We start from the raw sequence: 17,302 nt of genomic DNA, 5'->3' as shown, positions 1-17,302 counted from the left end.
GGCAAAGCCTGTCTGCCACGCTTCCCCCGCTGGCACTCTACATCCACGTGCCCTGGTGCGTGCGCAAGTGCCCCTACTGCGACTTCAACTCGCACGGCGTGGGGCATGTGTCCGAACTGCCCGAAGCCGACTACCTGGCAGCGCTCATTGCCGATCTGGAGGCCGATCTCCCGCTGGCCGCCGGCCGTCAACTGGTCAGTGTCTTCATCGGCGGGGGGACGCCGAGCCTGATGACGGCGGAATTCTATGCCCGGCTGCTCGAGGCGGTGGCAGCGCGCGTGCCGCTGGCGGCTGACGCCGAGATCACTCTGGAGGCCAATCCGGGCACGCTGGAGCGAGGCCGCTTTGCCGGCTACCGGGCGGCCGGCATCAACCGTCTTTCGCTGGGGGTACAGAGCTTCCAGGATCAGCAGCTATCGGCGCTCGGTCGCATCCACAGCGGCGATGATGCGCGGGCGGCCGTGGAGGAAGCCCGTGACGCCGGTTTCGACAACCTCAACCTCGACCTGATGCATGGCCTGCCCGGGCAGACGCCCGAGCTGGCCCTGGCGGATCTGGAGTCGGCCATTGCCCTCGCACCGAGCCATCTCTCCTGGTATCAGCTCACTCTGGAGCCTAATACCGAGTTCCACTCGCGCCCGCCAAGTCTGCCGGCGGAGGAAACGCTATGGGATATCCAGGACCTGGGGCACGAGCGCCTGCAGGCAGCGGGCTTTTCGCGCTACGAGATTTCCGCCTACACGCGCGACGACCGCCACTGTCGCCACAACCTCAACTACTGGCGCTTCGGCGACTACCTGGGGATCGGTGCCGGTGCCCATGGCAAGCTGAGCGCTCCGGGCGAGGGGAGGGCGCTGGCCATCCAGCGGCGCTGGAAGGTCCGCCAGCCGGCCAGCTACCTGCGGCGCCGTCATGACCCGCGCGGTTTTCTTGCCGGCAGTTCGCCGCTGCCCACCGAAGAGCTCCCCCTGGAATTCGCCATGAATGCGCTGCGCCTGGTCGAGGGGGTTCCCCTGGCGGACTGGGCGTCGAACACCGGGCAGGGAACCGATGCACTGTTGGCGTGTCTTAGCGCGGCCCGCGAGAAGGGACTTCTTGCGGACGATGCCGAGCGGTTTCAGGCCTCGCCGCTCGGTCTACTATTCTTGAACGAACTGCTGGCCTCGATTGGCGAGCATCGGGCCAGCTGATCCTAGGCTCGCCACCCTGACTATCCAGGAGGGATACATGTTCAAACCGATTCGTCTGGTTGCTACTTTCGCCGCAGCGGCCTTGTTGGTGGGCTGCGCCACCACCGACCCCCAAACCGGTGAAACGCAACGCAGCAAAACGGGCACCGGGGCCGCCATCGGCGCCGCCGTGGGGGCTGCCGCCGGGGCGCTCTCCGGGGATGGCAGCACCAGTCGCCGGGATCGTGCGCTGATTGGTGCCGCCGTGGGCGCGGCCGCCGGCGGGGGCATCGGCGCCTACATGGATCGCCAGGAACAACAGCTGCGCCAGAGCATGGAGGGGACCGGTATCGGCGTCGACCGTCGCGGTGACGATATCGTGCTCAACATGCCGAGCAGCGTGACCTTCGACTTCGACTCCAGCGCCCTGACAACGAGCGCCCGCAACGCCCTCAACGACGTGGCCTCGGTGTTGACCCAGTACACCGATACCCGCGTCAACATCGTCGGCCATACCGACAGCACCGGCGATGCGAGTTACAATCAGCGGCTCTCGGAGCAGCGCGCCCAGTCCGTTGGCAGCTACCTGGCCCAGGCCGGTGTGGCGCGCAACCGTCTCAATATGACCGGCTACGGCGAAAGCCAGCCGGTGGCCAGCAATGATACCGAGCAGGGCCGGGCCCAGAACCGTCGGGTGGAGATCACGCTCTCACCCATCGAGTCGCAGTTCCAGCAGCAGTAACGCGACGCCAGCCTTCCCAGTCGTGACCGGGGCCCGCCAACTGGCGGGCCCCGGTCTTGTCGCCCAGCCGGAGCCGCTGTGATGCTCTCCTATCAGCATGCCTACCACGCCGGCAACTTTGCCGACGTTCACAAGCATCTGACGCTCTTCGCCGTCATCGACCACTTGTTGCGCAAACCCGCCCCAATCACCTACTTCGACTCCCATGCCGGCCGCGGGCGCTACCCCCTGATGGCGCCCGAAACCCGTCGGCTGGGGGAGTATCGCCAGGGTGTCGCGCCACTGTGGCAGGCGCGGGATGCCCTGGCGCAGGAGCCGCTCCTGTCGGCCTGGCTGACGGCCCTGGCTGCCATGCAGCCCGATGCCGGTACGCTCAGCCACTATCCGGGGTCGCCGGCCTGGCTGAGCCATCGGTTGCGCGACCAGGACCGGCTGTGGCTCTTCGAGCTGCATCCCGGCGAGCACGGCCACCTGGCCGAGCAGCGCCTGGGAGACAACGTCACGTGGCTCCACGCCGATGGCTTGCAGGGGCTGCTCGACCGCCTGCCGGTGGTGACACCGCGGCTCTGTGTGCTGATCGACCCAAGCTACGAGCGCAAGGCGGAGTATCGCGAGGTGGTCGAAACCCTGAATGCCGCCATGGGCAAGGCGCGTCACGCCGTGATGCTGGTGTGGTACCCACTGCTACCGTCGGGACGCCATCGCGACCTGCTGGACGGGGTGCGTGAGAGCGGCCTGCGCAAGGTGTGGCGCAGCGAGTTGACCCTGCACGCGCCGGGGGAAGCGAGCCATGGCATGTACGGCAGCGGCGTGCTGGTCATCAACCCGCCCTGGGGGCTGGACGAACGCCTGGCGGGCGCCATGGCCGCGGTGACGCCACGGCTAGGCCCGGAGGCGAGCTACCGCGGCAACTGGTGGGTGGGGGAGTAGGAGCCTGTTGGCCTCGCCTCACTTGCCGATACAGAAGCTGCCGAAGATCTCGCCCAGCAGGTCATCGGCGCTGAATTCGCCGGTGATTTCGCCCAGCGCCTGCTGGGCGTCGCGAAGGTCCTCGGCAAGCAGTTCCCCGGCGCCGTAGCCGGCAAGCTGCGCTGCACCGTTGTCGAGGGCCTGGCCGGCGCGGTCCAGGGCGTCCAGGTGGCGGCGTCGGGCCGAGAAGCGGCTCTCAGGCGTGGCTGTATAGCCCATCACCGCCTTGAGATGTTCCTTCAGGTTATCCACACCCTCTCCGGTCTTCACCGAGAGCCGGATCACCGGGATGGCTGTGGACAAATCGATTCCCGGGGATTCGTGGCTGGAGTCGATCTTGTTGCGCACCAGCGTCAGGCGCGCCGGGTCGGGCAGGCGCGCCACGAACTCGGGCCAGATGGCCATGGGGTCCACGGCCTGGGTGGTGGCGGCATCCACCATCAGCAGCACCCGGTCGGCCTTCTCGATCTCTTCCCAGGCGCGGGCCACACCGATCTTCTCCACGGCGTCCGGTGTATCGCGGAGGCCGGCGGTGTCGATCACGTGCAGGGGCATGCCGTCGATATGGATGTGTTCGCGCAGCACGTCACGGGTGGTGCCCTCGACCTCGGTGACGATGGCGGTCTCCTGCTCGGTGAGGGTGTTGAGCAGGCTCGACTTGCCGGCGTTGGGGCGCCCGGCGATCACCACGTTCATGCCCTCGCGCAGCAGCGCCCCCTGGCCGGCGGCGGTACGCACTGCGGCGAGCTCCTCCTGCACCCCGGCGAGGTGCTCGGCGACCTTGCCGTCGGCGAGAAAGTCGATCTCCTCCTCGGGAAAGTCGATGGCGGCTTCCACGTACATGCGCAGCTCGATCAAGCGATTGACCAGGACCTCGACGCGGGTCGAGAACTCGCCCTGCAGCGAGCGCAGGGCATTCTCGGCAGCAGCGCGGGAGCTCGCCTCGATCAGGTCGGCGATGGCCTCGGCCTGGGCCAGGTCGAGCTTGTCGTTGAGGAAGGCGCGCTCGGAGAACTCGCCGGGACGGGCCAGGCGGGCGCCGAGTTGCACGCAGCGCTCGAGCAGGAGGTCCATGATCACCGGGCCGCCGTGGCCCTGAAGTTCCAGCACATCCTCGCCGGTGAAGGAGTGGGGGCCAGGGAAGTAGAGGGCGATGCCTTCGTCGATCACGCTTGTGTCGCCGCGGAAGGGGCCGTAGTGGGCCCGGCGCGGGGCAGGGCAGTGCCCTACCACCGTCTCGGCGATCGCCGCACAGAGTGGCCCGGAGACACGGATGATGCCCACCCCGCCACGTCCCGGCGGGGTGGCGAGGGCGGCGATGGTGTCCTGCGTGTAGAGGGGCTCGCGCATCGTTGTCTCCTCGGGCGGCAGCGCCATTGTCGGTAGCCGGGGCCGTAAACGCCAGACCCCCGCACGGGGCGGGGGTCGGCAACACGGGAAGGGGAGGGCCTACTTGGCCTTCATGCCCTTGCCGATGCTGGGGTCGCTCTCGATCTTGCGCGTGATCACGTACTGCTGGGCGATCGAGATGACGTTGTTGACCACCCAGTAGATGACCAGGCCGGCCGGGAACCACAGGAAGAAGAAGGTGAAGACCACGGGCAGCATCTTCATGATCTTCGCCTGCATGGGGTCCGGCGGGGTCGGGTTGAGCAACTGCTGCACGAACATCGAGGCGCCCATCAGGATCGGCAGGATGAAGTAGGGGTCCTTCACCGAGAGGTCCTGGATCCAGAACATGAAGGGCGCGTGGCGCAGCTCCACCGATTCCAGCAGCATCCAGTAGAGGGCGATGAACACCGGCATCTGCACCAGGATGGGAAGACAGCCGCCCAGCGGGTTGATCTTCTCCTTCTGATAGAACTTCATCATCTCCTGGGACATCTTCTGGCGATCGTCGCCGTACTGCTCCTTGAGGCGCTGCATCTCCGGGCCCAGCTTGCGCATGCGTGCCATGGACTTGTAGGCCTTGGCGGAGAGCGGCCACATGGCCAGCTTGACCAGGATGGTCAACAGGACGATGGACCAGCCCCAGTTGCCGATCAGGTCGTGGATCTGGTCGAGCAGCCAGAACAGCGGGTTGGCGATGAACCACAGCCAGCCGAAGTCCACGGTGAGCTCGAGGTGGGGCGCCACCTGCTCGAGGTAGTCCTGTACCTTGGGGCCCATGTAGAGGGTCGCGCCCAGGCGGGCTTCCTCGTCCGGGGCCAGGGTACTCACCGGTCCGGCCATGGCCGCCACGTTGCGGTTACGCGAGTCGGTGGTGGCGTAGTAGAGGTTCTGCTGGTTCTGCGGCGGTGCCCAGGCGGAGACAAAGTAGTGCTGGATGATGGCCACCCAGCCGCCCTGGGCGTCGCGGTTGGGGAAGGCGCCCTCTTGGATGTCCTCGAAGCCGACCTTCTGGTAGCGATCGTCCGGCGACGAGAAGGCGGCCCCCAGGTAGGACTGCATGCCCAGTGCCGGGCCGCTCGAGGGGTCGGGGCTGTTGTCGCGAGCCAGCTGGCCGATGAAGCGCGCCGTCACCGGCTCCTCGCCCTGGTTGGCCAGATGGTAGCTGACGTCCACGGCGTAGCTGCCGCGCTCGACGGTGAAGCGCTTGATGACCTCCACGCCGTTGATCTCGGCGGCGAGGTCGACTTCCAGGCTTTCGTCTCCTTCACTCAGCCGGTACTCGGTGGCCGCCGGGGTATAGCTGATGCGGCCGGAGTAGCCGTCGAGCTGCAGACCCGAGCGGGCCACGTAGCTGCGCGTCTCGCTGTCGGAGAGCAGCACGTAGGGATGCTCGCTGTCACGGGTCAGACGGTGCTGCGGCAGGGCCGCATAGACCACGTCGCCCCCCTGGGGGTCGATGCGCAGGTCGAGGACGTCCGTCTCCACCACGATCAGCTCGCGGCTGGTGTCGGGGCGAGCGGTCTCGCCGGGCATCTCGCCGGCTATCTCGTCCTGGGCACGGGGGGCGCTGGGAACGGCCAGCCCCTCCTCGTCGGAGGGAGCGTCCGCCGGCTCGCCGGCCGGTGCGGTGACGCTCGGCGTGTCCGGCTGCGGAGTGACCTGGCCATAGTCCTGGTTCCACTGCACCATGATCAGGTAGGCGAGCACGGCCAGAGGAATCAACAGTAGGAGTCGTTTTACGTCCATGAGGGTTCTGCCCGGTGGGTAGTGTACATGCCGCGGGAAGGGGCCTGTTGCCAGACCGATATACGCGAAAGCCTGCCCGAGGCAGGCTATCGTGGCGGAAACCGGCACCGCTTCCGATCAGGAGGTCCGCGACTTGCGAACCTCGCGTTCCAGCCGGCGCCACATGCCGTACAGCTGGCGGTGGAGCGTGGCGTTGTCCAGTTCATGAGCGCCCCGACGGGCCAGCACCACGATGTCGACGGCGGGCAGCCGGTGCTGCTGGAGTCGGATGGACTCGCGGGCGAGCCGCTTCAAGCGGTTGCGATCGACGGCGCGGCGCACGTTGCGCTTGCTGAACACCAGGCCGAGTCGCACGTGTCCCTGCTGGTTGGGGCACGCCAGGGCCAGCAGCCCCTTGCCATGAACCTTGAATGCAGCGTGATCGAAGACGTGGCGGTAGTCCCCGGCGGTCAGCAGGCGCAGCCGAGGGGGAAAACCGTGATCGGACACCGGCAATCCGCGATCAGGCGCTCAGACGCTTGCGGCCCTTGGCACGACGACGTGCCAGCACGGCACGGCCGTTCTTGGTGGCCATGCGCGCACGAAAGCCGTGCACACGCTTGCGCTTGAGAACGCTGGGTTGGAAGGTGCGTTTCATAACTCTTGATTCCCACGTGGTTAATTTGGAAGGAGCGGCTTCAAGACAGCACCCGAACGCCAACGGGCCCCCGGGAGGATTCGGTTCAAGACCGGAAATTGTAGTGACTTCGCTGCCGCGACGCAATTGTTGCGCCTTTTTCCACGGCTCGGGGTGGCGTGCGCCGCCCCGAGCCATCGGGCTCGGCCTGTGGGCAGGGCTGGGGATCAAGGCTGTGGAAAAAGTGGATAACCGATTTAAAATCAGCTTGATATATCATGGATAATGGCGTGGAAAAGACCTGATCGACCGTCGCGCCGCACTACCCCCGGTATGTGGATAACCCGTCGGGGGAAGGATACAATGGCCGGTCATTCATCAACCGGAGTGAGGTCGCGTGTCGCTGGCTCTCTGGCAACAGTGCCTGGATTACCTGCAGGACGAGCTGAACGCTCAGCAGTTCAACACTTGGATCCGCCCGCTGCAGGCGGAAGAGGGGGAATCCAACGAGCTCCGCCTGCTGGCGCCCAATCGCTTCGTGCGTGACTGGGTGGGCGACAAGTACGCCAAGCGCATCAACGAGTTGTTGCGTGATCTGGCCCCGGGAAAGCCGCCTCGCGTGGTGCTGACGGTGGGTAGCCGGCGCGCCGCGGTGGCCAAGCCGCAGCCGCGTGAGCTGGGCACGCCGGTCTCGGCCAGTCCCCGGTCGCCGCTGGGCCCGGCGGTTCAGACCCCGCCGCGGGGCGACATCGGCGACGAGCGCGAGATCGAGCAGCTCAACGAAGAGGCCCAGGCCGCCGCTGGGCGTCGCGGCGGCGGTGAGCGCGAGGTCCAGGTCGAGGGCAGCCTCAAGCACAGCAGCGGCCTCAACCCCAGCTTCACCTTCGAGACCTTCGTCGAGGGCAAGTCCAACCAGCTGGCTCGGGCGGCCTCTCGCCAGGTGTCGGAGAATCCCGGCGGTGCCTACAACCCGCTGTTCCTGTATGGCGGCGTGGGCCTGGGTAAGACGCACCTGATGCATGCCGTGGGCAATGCCCTGGCTATCCGCCGCGAGAACGCTCGGGTCGTCTACCTGCACTCCGAGCGCTTCGTGGCCGACATGGTCAAGGCGCTGCAGCTCAATGCCATCAACGACTTCAAGCGCTTCTACCGCAGCGTCGACGCCCTGCTGATCGACGACATCCAGTTCTTCGCCGGCAAGGAGCGCTCCCAGGAGGAGTTCTTCCATACCTTCAATGCCCTGCTCGAGGGCGGCCAGCAGATGATCCTCACCTCCGACCGCTACCCCAAGGAGATCAGCGGGGTCGAGGAGCGCCTCAAGTCGCGCTTCGGTTGGGGACTGACGGTGGCCATCGAGCCGCCGGAGCTGGAGACCCGGGTGGCCATCCTCATGAAGAAGGCCGACCAGGCCAAGGTCGACCTCCCCCACGATGCCGCCTTCTTCATCGCCCAGAAGATCCGCTCCAACGTGCGCGAGCTGGAGGGCGCCCTGAAGAAGGTCATCGCCGACTCCCATTTCATGGGCAAGCCGATCACCCAGGATTTCATCCGCGAGTCGCTCAAGGACCTGCTGGCGCTGCAGGACAAGCAGGTGGGCGTCGACAATATCCAGCGCACCGTGGCGGAGTACTACAAGATCAAGCTCGCCGACCTGCTCTCCAAGCGTCGCTCGCGCTCCGTGGCGCGCCCTCGGCAGGTGGCCATGGCGCTCGCCAAGGAGCTGACCAACCACAGCCTGCCGGAGATCGGCGACGCCTTTGGCGGGCGCGACCACACCACGGTGTTGCACGCCTGCCGCAAGGTCCAGGCGCTACAGGAGGAGAGCGCGGATATCCGCGAGGACTACAAGAACCTGCTGCGCCTGCTGACCAGCTAGGCTGTGTCCGAAAAAGCGCCGGGTTCGCCAACACCAACGCCAGACCTCACCCTTTCAGGAACAAGACGTGGAGCCGACCATGAAGTTTTCCATATCCCGCGAAGCTTTGCTGCGACCGCTGGCGCTGGTGGCCGGCGTGGTGGAGCGCCGTCAGACGCTGCCGGTGCTCTCCAACGTGCTGATCCAGGTCGACGCCGATCAGGTGGCGCTGACCGGCACCGACCTCGAGGTCGAGCTGATCGGTCGAACCGTGGCGTCGCAGGTCGAGGCGCCGGGGTCCGTCACCGTGCCGGCGCGCAAGCTGATGGATATCTGCAAGTCGTTGCCCGACCAGGCCGAGCTGCACTTCAGCCTCGAGGAGGGGCGGGCCGTGCTGCGCAGTGGCCGGTCGCGCTTCACGTTGTCGACCCTGCCGGTGGCCGAGTTCCCCAACATCGAAGATGCCCAGGGTGACGTCGAGCTGAGCCTGCCACGGGGCACCCTCAAGCACCTGATCGACGCCACCGGCTTCGCCATGGCGCAGCAGGACGTGCGCTACTATCTCAACGGCATGCTCCTCGAGCTGCGCAGCAACTTGGTGCGAGCCGTGGCCACCGACGGCCATCGCCTCGCCGTCTGCTCGCGCCCCACCGAGGTCACCGTGGATTCGCCGCGCAAGCTCATCGTGCCGCGCAAGGGGGTGCTGGAGCTGGTGCGCCTGCTCGACGACGGCGACGAGCCGGTCACACTGACCCTGGGCAGTACCCATGTGCGCGCCCATACCGGCGACTTCACCTTCACCTCCAAGCTCGTCGACGGCAAGTTTCCCGACTACGAGCGCGTGGTGCCCCGTGGCGGCGACAAGGTGTTCATTGCTGATCGGGCCGAGCTGCGCCAGGTGCTGTCGCGCACCTCCATCCTCTCCAACGAGAAGTACCGTGGCGTGCGGCTGCACCTCGCCGAAGGCAACCTGCAGGTGATGGCCAACAATCCCGAGCAGGAGGAGGCCGAAGAGAACGTGGCCGTGGAGTACGGCGGTGAAGGCCTGGAGATCGGTTTCAACGTCGGCTATCTGATCGACGTGCTCAACGTGGTGAGCGAGGATCGCATCCAGATGACGCTGTCCGACTCCAGCAGCAGTGCGCTGATGGAGGAGCCGGGGGGCGGCGATGCGCTCTACGTCGTCATGCCCATGCGTCTGTGAGGCGCGCTGGTCGCCCCGCTCATGCCCATTAACCACATATCCTTCAATGGGTTGAGGAATCTCGCAGTGACCGAGATGGCGCCCGGGCCGGGCATCAACCTGGTGGTCGGCGCCAACGGCAGCGGCAAGACCAGCTTTCTGGAAGGCATCCATCTGCTGGGGATGGGGCGTTCGTTCCGCACCCGGCATCTCAAGCACGTCATCGCCCACGATGCCGAGGCGATGACCCTCTTTGCCCGCCTTGATGGCGATCCGCCGCTGCCCATCGGCCTGCGTCGCACTCGCGATGCCGGGGAGCTGGAGCTGCGGCTGGGCGGCGAGCGGGTGCCGCGCCTGGCGCGCCTGACCGAGGCGCTGCCGCTGCAGCTCGTCAATCCCGATGCGTTCCGCCTGCTCGAGGGGTCCCCGGCCGGTCGGCGTGAGTTCATCGACTGGGGTGTGTTTCACGTGAAACACGACTTCTTCGATGCCTGGCGCCGGGCGCGCCGGGCGCTGAAGCATCGGAATGCGTTGCTCAGGCATGGTAGAATAGAGCCCGATTCTCTGCTGGCCTGGGAGCGGGAGCTGGCCCACTGGGGCGAGCGTCTCGATGCGCTACGGCGCGACTGGATGGCCGCTTTCCAGCCAGTTTTCGAGGCCACGTTGGCGGCCTTGCTGCCACTGCCGGAGCTGGAGCTGCGCTATTCGCGGGGCTGGGATCGTCAGCGTGACCTGCAGACGGTGCTCGCCCAGGGACGCGAGACGGATCGCCAGATGGGGTTCACCCAGCAAGGCCCCCAACGTGCCGATCTGCGCATACGCCTGGGCCGGCACCCGGCGGTGGAAGTGTTGTCGCGCGGCCAGCAGAAGCTGGTGGTGAGTGCCCTCAAGTTGGCGCAGGGGCGGCTCCTGGAGCGCGTGACGGGACGCACCTGCCTTTACCTGGTGGACGATCTGCCGGCGGAACTCGACGCCGACCACCGGCAGGTCTTCTGCCGGCTGCTGGAAACGATGGGCTGCCAGGCGTTCATCACCAGCGTAGAACACGATGCCCTGGTGGGATCCTGGTCATCCCACGCCCCGCTGACGATGTTTCACGTGGAACCATCGCCCAGCGGTCAGGGGCGGCTGGTGCCCGCCGGGCACGCACAGACTTCATGACGGAGCAGTCAATGAGCGAACAGGCTTACGACTCATCGAGCATCAAGGTTCTCAAGGGCCTGGACGCGGTACGCAAGCGCCCCGGCATGTACATCGGCGATACCGATGACGGGACCGGCCTTCACCACATGGTGTTCGAGCTGGTGGACAACTCCATCGATGAAGCTCTGGCCGGTTGGTGCAGTGAGATTCGGGTAGTCATCCATCCCGACGAGTCGATCACCGTCAGCGACAACGGGCGGGGCATTCCCACCGATATTCACAAGGAAGAGGGTGTCTCCGCCGCCGAAGTGATCATGACGGTGCTGCACGCCGGCGGCAAGTTCGACGACAACTCCTACAAGGTGTCCGGTGGTCTGCATGGCGTGGGTGTCTCGGTCGTGAACGCCCTTTCCGAAGAGCTCAAGCTGACGATCTGGCGTGCCGGGCAGGTTTACGAGCAGGTCTATCGGCACGGTGTGCCCGACGCGCCGCTGGCGGTGGTCGGCAAGACGGAGCAGAGCGGCACCCGGGTACACTTCAAGCCCTCCTCGGCGACCTTCGCCAATATCGAGTTCCACTACGATATCCTCGCCAAGCGGCTGCGCGAGCTCTCCTTCCTCAACTCGGGCGTCGCCATTCGACTGATGGATGAGCGAACCGGCAAGGAGGAGCTGTTCCACTACGAGGGCGGGCTCAAGGCCTTCGTGGACCATCTCAATACCAACAAGACGGTGCTCAACCCGGTGTTCCACTTCAACGTGGAGCGCGATGACGGGGTAGGGGTCGAGGTGGCGATGCAGTGGAGCGACTCCTTTTCCGAGAACATCTTTTGCTACACCAATAACATTCCCCAGCACGATGGCGGTACGCACCTGGCCGGCTTTCGCGCGGCGTTGACGCGCAGCCTCAACGGCTACATCGAGGCGGAAGGGCTGCTCAAGAAGGCCAAGATCAACACTTCCGGGGACGATGCGCGTGAGGGGCTGACTGCGATCATCTCGGTCAAGGTCCCCGATCCCAAGTTCTCCTCCCAGACCAAGGACAAGCTGGTCTCGTCCGAAGTGAAGACGGCGGTGGAGCAGGAGCTGGGGCGTCAGTTTGCCGATTACCTGATCGAGCGGCCCAACGAGGCCAAGGCAATCGTCAACAAGATGCTGGACGCCGCCCGGGCGCGCGAGGCGGCGCGCAAGGCACGCGACATGACCCGGCGCAAGGGAGCGCTGGATATCGCGGGCCTGCCCGGCAAGCTGGCCGATTGCCAGGAGAAGGACCCCAGCCTCTCCGAGCTCTTCCTGGTGGAGGGTGACTCTGCCGGGGGCAGCGCCAAGCAGGGTCGTGACCGGCGAACCCAGGCGATCCTGCCGCTCAAGGGCAAGATTCTCAACGTCGAGAAGGCGCGCTTCGACAAGATGCTATCCTCGGCGGAAGTGGGCACCCTGATCACCGCACTGGGCTGCGGTATCGGGCGCGAGGAGTTCAACCCCGACAAGCTGCGCTATCACTCGATCATCATCATGACCGATGCCGACGTCGACGGGTCGCACATCCGTACCCTGCTGCTGACCTTCTTCTTCCGTCAGATGTCGCAACTGATCGAGCGCGGCCATGTCTTCATCGCCCAGCCGCCGCTCTACAAGATCAAGCGCGGCAAGCAGGAGAGCTACCTGAAGGACGAGCAGGCGATGCTCGACTATCTCACCACCACGGCCATGGACGGTGCACGGCTCTACGTCAATCCGGAGGCGCCCGCGGTGGCCGGCGCGCAGCTCGAGGCGCTGGTCAACCAGTATCGTGACGTCATGAAGCGCATCGACCGCCTCTCGCGGGTCTACCCCAACGACGTGCTGCGCAAGGTGGTGCATGCGGCACCGCTGGACGGCGAGGCGAGTCTCAAGGATCGCGTTACCATGCAGCGCTGGATCGACTACCTGCAGCGGGAGATGGATGCCCTGGTGGCCTACGAGGGCGGCCCGCGCTATACCTTCCGCCTCGAGGAGGACGCCGAGCGCGGGCTCTGCCTGCCGGCCGTCACCCTCACCGCCCACGGGGTGAGCACCGATTACGTCTGGGGGATCGACTTCTTCACCAGCGCCGACTATCGCGCCATGGCGGCCCTGGGGGAAACCCTGGACGGCCTGCTCGAGGAGGGTGCCTATGTGGCTCGCGGGGAGCGGCAGAAGCCGGTGGCCAATTTCTACGACGCCCTGGAGTGGTTGATGAACGAGGCCCAGCGCGGGCTCTCCATCCAGCGCTACAAGGGTCTCGGCGAGATGAACCCCGAGCAGCTGTGGGAAACCACCATGAACCCTGACACGCGCCGCCTGCTGCGTGTCTCTATCGAAGATGCGGTGGCCGCCGACATGATGTTCAATACGCTGATGGGCGACGAGGTGGAGCCGCGCCGCGACTTTATCGAGCGCAATGCCCTGGTGGCCAACCTCGATATCTGAGCACGGAGCGGGCGTGTTTCACGTGAAACATCGTGAGTGCCCGTTGTCCTAGCCACGCCAAAACCCCGCGACTTCCGTGTCGCGGGGTTTTGCGTTGGTGACCGTCATGGCTTCTGACCGCCCTCTGCTCATCTTCTCCGTGTGACAAACGCCGGCCAGCTTGGTTACTGCGCTGCAAGCAGCCAGTCGACAAAGCCGGCCAGATCGTCGAATACCCGTGCGTTGTCGAGGCCCTCGCCCTTGGCCAGGGTGTGCTCGCCCTTTCCCGTCCGAACGAGCACGGAGTGGCAGCCAAGGGTCTCGCCGGCCTGCAGGTCGCGCAGGCTGTCGCCCACCATCCAGGCCCCTTGCAGAGAGGGGAGCCCCAGGGCATCGCGAATCTGATGCAGCAGCCCGGGCAGCGGCTTGCGACAGTCGCAACCGTCGTCCGGGCCGTGGGGGCAGACAGCGATGTGGGCGATCTCGCCACCGGCAGCTTCCACCAGGGCGTTCAGCCGCCGGTGCATTGCGGCGAGCGTGGCCGCGTCATAGTAACCGCGGGCGATGCCGGACTGGTTGGTGGCCACGGCCACCGTCCAGCCGCTGCGGCTGAGCCGTGCCATGGCCTCGATGGCACTGGGATAGGGGAGGAACTCCTCGAGCGACGTGACGTACTGGTCCGAATCGCGATTGATCACGCCGTCGCGATCAAGGATCACCAGGCGGTTGGCTGTCGGCATGGCGTGTCGGCCTGTCGGTGTGGGTCGGAGGTATCGTGCCATGTTTCACGTGAAACATCATGGCTCCTATCAGTGCATAAGCACTTTGCGGTGCACTTCAGGGGTGGGGGCAGTGTGAACCGGACGTGATGTTTCACGTGGAACACCGCACAAAAAACCGGCGGAGACACTCCGCCGGTTGGGGAACACCGCACCATGGCGGTTATTGCCGAAGCAGGGAGATATCCGCCACTTCGAGGAACAGCGCCTGGAGCGCGGCGAGCAGCGCCAGGCGGTTGGCGCGAATGGTCGGGTCGTCGGCCATCACCATCACCTCATCGAAGAAGGCGTCCACCGGTTCGCGCAGGCTCGCCAGGACGTCGAGCGCCTCCTGATAACGGCCCGCGGCGAACAGCGGCATGACACGCTCACGCTGGGTAGTGACGGCGGCATGAAGGGCCTGCTCGGCGCACTCCTGCAGGCGATCAGTCAGCACCTCGCGACCCACATCGCTCTCCTGTTTGGCCAGGATGTTGGCGACGCGCTTGTTGGCCGCGGCCAGCGCCGCGGCTTCCTCGCGGCCGGCGAAGGCGTGCACGGCATGCAGGCGACGGGCGAAATCCAGCGGTCGGGTGACGGGGCGTGCGCGTACCGCCAGATAGACCTCGGCCTCGATGCCCTCGTCCTGGGCCCAGGCGCGGAAGCGGTCGAGCATGTAGCCGAGAACCTCATCGACCAGGCCCTCGGCATAGGGCAGCTCCTGGTGCTGGGCGGCGGCGAGCTCGAGCAGCTCGCGCAGATCGAGGTCGAGCTCGCCCTTGACCAGGATGTTGAGTACCCCGATGGCTGCACGGCGCAGGGCAAAGGGGTCCTTGGTGCCGGTGGGGCGGGCACCGATACCGAAGATGCCGGTCAAGGTGTCGAGGCGGTCGGCCAGCGCCAGGGCCTGGCCGGTGCGCGTCGCCGGAATGGCGTCGGTGGCGAAGCGCGGGAGGTACTGCTCTTCCAGCGCCTGGGCAACCTCGTCGGGTTCGCCGTCATGGATGGCGTAGTAGCGTCCCATGATGCCCTGCAGTTCGGGGAACTCGAGCACCATTTCGGTAACCAGGTCGCACTTGGCGAGCTCGGCGGCGCGTCGGGCGTGACCGACGTCGCCGTCGACCTGGCCGGCGATGAAGGCGGCCACGGCGGCGCTGCGGTGAGACTTGTCGGCAAGGGTGCCGAGCTGCTGCTGGAAGAGCACGCTGGCGAGCTCGGGGATGCGGCTGGCCAGCGGGCGCCGGCGGTCGGTATCAAAGAAGAAGGCGGCATCGGCCAGGCGCGGGCGGATCACCTTCTCGTTGCCGGCGATCACCTGCTGGGGGTCGCGGCTGTCGATGTTGGCGATGGTGATGAACATCGGCTTGAGCCGGCCGGCGTCGTCGAGCAGGTGGAAGTACTTCTGATTGGCCTTCATCGAGGAGATGAGGCACTCGGGCGGCACCTCGAGGAAGCGCTCGTCGAAGCTGCCGGTCAGGGCCACGGGCCACTCCACCAGACCGCTGACCTCGGTGAGCAGCGCTTCGTCGATCACTGCGGTGGCTTCCTGCACCTCGGCCTCGGCCAGTACCTGTTCGCGAATACGTTCGCGACGCTGCGCGCGGTCGGCCAGCACCCAGGCGTCCTCCAGGGCGGCCAGGTAGTCGTCGGCGTGGGCGAGCTCGATCGCCGCCGGGGCGTGGAAGCGGTGGCCGCGGGTGGTGCGCCCGGCGGTCAAGCCAAGCAGCTCGGCGGCCACCACGTCGCCACCGTAGAGCATCACCAGCCAGTGCACGGGGCGGGAAAACTCGATGCGCGAGGCCCCCCAGCGCATGTTCTTGGGCACCGGGAGAGCCGCGACGGCGTTGTCGACAATGCCCGGCAGCAGTGCCGTGGTGGCCTCGCCCGGTTGCTGCTCGCGGTAGCCGAGCCAGGTGCCCTTGGGGGTCTCCAAGTGGATCAGCTCGTCGACACTGACGCCGCAGGAGCGCGCGAAGCCCTCGGCGGCCTTGGTGGGTTGCCCCTCCTTGAAGGCGGCGGCGAGGGCGGGGCCGCGCTTCTCCACTTCGCGGTCGGGCTGCTTGTCGGCCAGGTTGTGAACCTGCACGGCCAGGCGCCGCGGCGTGGCGTAGGCGCGCACCTCGTCGTGGGCTATGTCGGCGTCGGCGAGACCGCGCCGCAGGCCCTCGGCCAGGGCGTCGGAGAGGGTGTCGATGGCCTGGGGCGGCAGTTCCTCGACGCCCAGTTCCAGCAGAAAGGTAGTGGCGGCCATGCTCAAGCGTCTCCCTGGTCGGTCTGCGGTTCGGCGGCGAGCAGCTCACGGCGCAGCGCCTCGGGCGCCATGGGGAAGCCGGCTGCCTGGCGCGAGGCGTAGTAGGCGTGGGCCACGTCGCGGGCCATGGTGCGCACGCGCAGGATGTAGCGCTGGCGCTCGGTCACCGAGATGGCGTGGCGGGCATCGAGCAGGTTGAAGGTGTGCGAGGCCTTGAGCACCTGCTCGTAGGCGGGCAGCGGCAGGCTCGCCGCGAGCAGCTTGGTGCACTCCTGCTCCTGGTGGTCGAAGGCGGCGAACAGCGCCGGCACGTCGGCGTGCTCGAAGTTGTAGGCGGATTGTTCGCGCTCGTTCTGCAGGTAGACGTCGCCGTAGGTGACCCGGGTGCCGTCCGGGGCGACGGTCCACACCAGGTCATAGACGCTGTCGACGTCCTGCAGGTACATGGCGATGCGCTCCAGGCCGTAGGTGAGCTCCCCGGTCACTGGGTAGCACTCGAGCCCCCCGGCCTGCTGGAAGTAGGTGAACTGGGTCACCTCCATGCCGTTGAGCCACACCTCCCAGCCCAGCCCCCAGGCGCCCAGCGTCGGCGATTCCCAGTTGTCCTCGACGAAGCGGATGTCGTGGACCAGCGGGTCGAGACCGAGGCGCTCCAGCGAGCCCAGGTAGAGCGACTGCAGCTCGGCGGGGGAGGGCTTCATCACCACCTGGAACTGGTAGTAGTGCTGAAGGCGATTGGGGTTTTCGCCGTAGCGGCCGTCGGTGGGACGGCGCGAGGGCTGCACGTAGGCGGCATTCCACGACTCGGGGCCGATGGAGCGCAGGAAGGTCGCGGGGTGGAAGGTGCCGGCGCCGACCTCCATGTCCAGCGGTTGAAGCACCACGCAGCCCTGTTCGGCCCAGTACTGCTGGAGAGCCAGGATCAGGCCCTGGAAGGTCGTCACGTCCGGCGTCGTCCCCGGATTGGAGGGCGACGAGTGTGTCGAGAGCGTCATCGAAAAGCACCGTTGGCCATGAATTCACTGGGCGTCAAGTATACAATCACAGGC

The 17,302-nt window shown here is 66.5% G+C and carries 14 protein-coding genes; 7 read left to right on the top strand and 7 right to left on the bottom strand.

Annotated elements, in window-relative coordinates:
• The first annotated feature begins 8 nt into the window (after positions 1–8).
• From hemW to rlmJ, 3 genes are all read left to right on the top strand, one after another.
• Positions 9–1,190, top strand: coding sequence for a radical SAM family heme chaperone HemW (gene hemW, locus FEF15_RS04115; RefSeq protein WP_163557963.1), 1,182 nt, complete (start codon positions 9–11; stop codon positions 1,188–1,190).
• A 37-nt stretch (positions 1,191–1,227) separates the two neighbouring features.
• Positions 1,228–1,911 (top strand): OmpA family protein, encoded by a 684-nt coding sequence (locus FEF15_RS04110; RefSeq protein ID WP_163557879.1) that lies wholly within the window; start codon positions 1,228–1,230, stop codon positions 1,909–1,911.
• Between the two features lie 81 nt (positions 1,912–1,992).
• Positions 1,993–2,841, top strand: coding sequence for a 23S rRNA (adenine(2030)-N(6))-methyltransferase RlmJ (rlmJ, locus tag FEF15_RS04105; RefSeq protein WP_163557878.1), 849 nt, complete (start codon positions 1,993–1,995; stop codon positions 2,839–2,841).
• Between the two features lie 18 nt (positions 2,842–2,859).
• Here the strand turns inward: rlmJ and mnmE are convergent, their stop codons facing one another.
• From mnmE to rpmH, 4 genes are all read right to left on the bottom strand, one after another.
• Entirely contained in the window at positions 2,860–4,230 is a 1,371-nt protein-coding gene (gene mnmE / locus FEF15_RS04100; RefSeq protein ID WP_163557877.1) for a tRNA uridine-5-carboxymethylaminomethyl(34) synthesis GTPase MnmE, read from the bottom strand.
• A gap of 99 nt (positions 4,231–4,329) precedes the next feature.
• A complete protein-coding gene (gene yidC, locus FEF15_RS04095) occupies positions 4,330–6,018 on the bottom strand; it encodes a membrane protein insertase YidC (protein WP_163557876.1) in 1,689 nt (562 codons plus the stop codon).
• 117 nt (positions 6,019–6,135) lie between these two features.
• Positions 6,136–6,507: a ribonuclease P protein component gene (gene rnpA, locus FEF15_RS04090; RefSeq protein WP_163557875.1), complete on the bottom strand. Its 372-nt coding sequence runs from the start codon at positions 6,505–6,507 to the stop codon at positions 6,136–6,138.
• Between the two features lie 13 nt (positions 6,508–6,520).
• A complete protein-coding gene (rpmH, locus tag FEF15_RS04085) occupies positions 6,521–6,655 on the bottom strand; it encodes a 50S ribosomal protein L34 (protein ID WP_010626003.1) in 135 nt (44 codons plus the stop codon).
• 376 nt (positions 6,656–7,031) lie between these two features.
• On the opposite strand from rpmH, the gene dnaA reads away from it, so the two are divergent.
• From dnaA to gyrB, 4 genes are all read left to right on the top strand, one after another.
• Positions 7,032–8,510: a chromosomal replication initiator protein DnaA gene (gene dnaA / locus FEF15_RS04080; RefSeq protein ID WP_163557874.1), complete on the top strand. Its 1,479-nt coding sequence runs from the start codon at positions 7,032–7,034 to the stop codon at positions 8,508–8,510.
• Between the two features lie 79 nt (positions 8,511–8,589).
• Entirely contained in the window at positions 8,590–9,693 is a 1,104-nt protein-coding gene (gene dnaN, locus FEF15_RS04075) for a DNA polymerase III subunit beta (protein WP_163557873.1), read from the top strand.
• Between the two features lie 21 nt (positions 9,694–9,714).
• Positions 9,715–10,833 carry a DNA replication/repair protein RecF gene (gene recF, locus FEF15_RS04070; RefSeq protein ID WP_163557872.1) on the top strand — a complete coding sequence of 373 codons (1,119 nt, stop codon included), beginning with the start codon at positions 9,715–9,717 and terminating at the stop codon, positions 10,831–10,833.
• 11 nt (positions 10,834–10,844) lie between these two features.
• Positions 10,845–13,265, top strand: a complete 2,421-nt coding sequence (gene gyrB / locus FEF15_RS04065; RefSeq protein ID WP_163557871.1) for a DNA topoisomerase (ATP-hydrolyzing) subunit B — start codon at positions 10,845–10,847, stop codon at positions 13,263–13,265.
• A 164-nt stretch (positions 13,266–13,429) separates the two neighbouring features.
• Here gyrB and gmhB read toward each other — a convergent pair whose 3' ends face one another.
• The 3 genes from gmhB to glyQ form a co-directional block, all read right to left on the bottom strand.
• On the bottom strand, positions 13,430–13,984 hold the full coding sequence (gmhB, locus tag FEF15_RS04060; RefSeq protein WP_163557870.1) for a D-glycero-beta-D-manno-heptose 1,7-bisphosphate 7-phosphatase: 555 nt from the start codon (positions 13,982–13,984) through the stop codon (positions 13,430–13,432).
• Between the two features lie 202 nt (positions 13,985–14,186).
• A complete protein-coding gene (gene glyS / locus FEF15_RS04055) occupies positions 14,187–16,253 on the bottom strand; it encodes a glycine--tRNA ligase subunit beta (protein WP_163557869.1) in 2,067 nt (688 codons plus the stop codon).
• A gap of 2 nt (positions 16,254–16,255) precedes the next feature.
• Positions 16,256–17,248 carry a glycine--tRNA ligase subunit alpha gene (gene glyQ / locus FEF15_RS04050; protein ID WP_163557868.1) on the bottom strand — a complete coding sequence of 331 codons (993 nt, stop codon included), beginning with the start codon at positions 17,246–17,248 and terminating at the stop codon, positions 16,256–16,258.
• Positions 17,249–17,302 lie beyond the last annotated feature (54 nt).

The sequence above is a fragment of the Halomonas sp. NO4 genome (assembly GCF_010994375.1).
Lineage (GTDB): Bacteria > Pseudomonadota > Gammaproteobacteria > Pseudomonadales > Halomonadaceae > Halomonas.
This window is presented reverse-complemented; position numbering and strand designations above follow the sequence as displayed.

Bases quoted from the DNA above. Each gene is read 5' to 3' on its own strand.
- yidC (WP_163557876.1), bottom strand. From the start codon at position 6,018: ATGGACGTAAAACGACTCCTACTGTTGATTCCTCTGGCCGTGCTCGCC.
- rlmJ (WP_163557878.1), top strand. From the start codon at position 1,993: ATGCTCTCCTATCAGCATGCCTACCACGCCGGCAACTTTGCCGACGTT.
- recF (WP_163557872.1), top strand. From the start codon at position 9,715: ATGCCCATTAACCACATATCCTTCAATGGGTTGAGGAATCTCGCAGTG.
- glyS (WP_163557869.1), bottom strand. From the start codon at position 16,253: ATGGCCGCCACTACCTTTCTGCTGGAACTGGGCGTCGAGGAACTGCCG.
- gyrB (WP_163557871.1), top strand. From the start codon at position 10,845: ATGAGCGAACAGGCTTACGACTCATCGAGCATCAAGGTTCTCAAGGGC.
- dnaN (WP_163557873.1), top strand. From the start codon at position 8,590: ATGAAGTTTTCCATATCCCGCGAAGCTTTGCTGCGACCGCTGGCGCTG.
- mnmE (WP_163557877.1), bottom strand. From the start codon at position 4,230: ATGCGCGAGCCCCTCTACACGCAGGACACCATCGCCGCCCTCGCCACC.
- gmhB (WP_163557870.1), bottom strand. From the start codon at position 13,984: ATGCCGACAGCCAACCGCCTGGTGATCCTTGATCGCGACGGCGTGATC.
- FEF15_RS04110 (WP_163557879.1), top strand. From the start codon at position 1,228: ATGTTCAAACCGATTCGTCTGGTTGCTACTTTCGCCGCAGCGGCCTTG.
- rpmH (WP_010626003.1), bottom strand. From the start codon at position 6,655: ATGAAACGCACCTTCCAACCCAGCGTTCTCAAGCGCAAGCGTGTGCAC.
- glyQ (WP_163557868.1), bottom strand. From the start codon at position 17,248: ATGACGCTCTCGACACACTCGTCGCCCTCCAATCCGGGGACGACGCCG.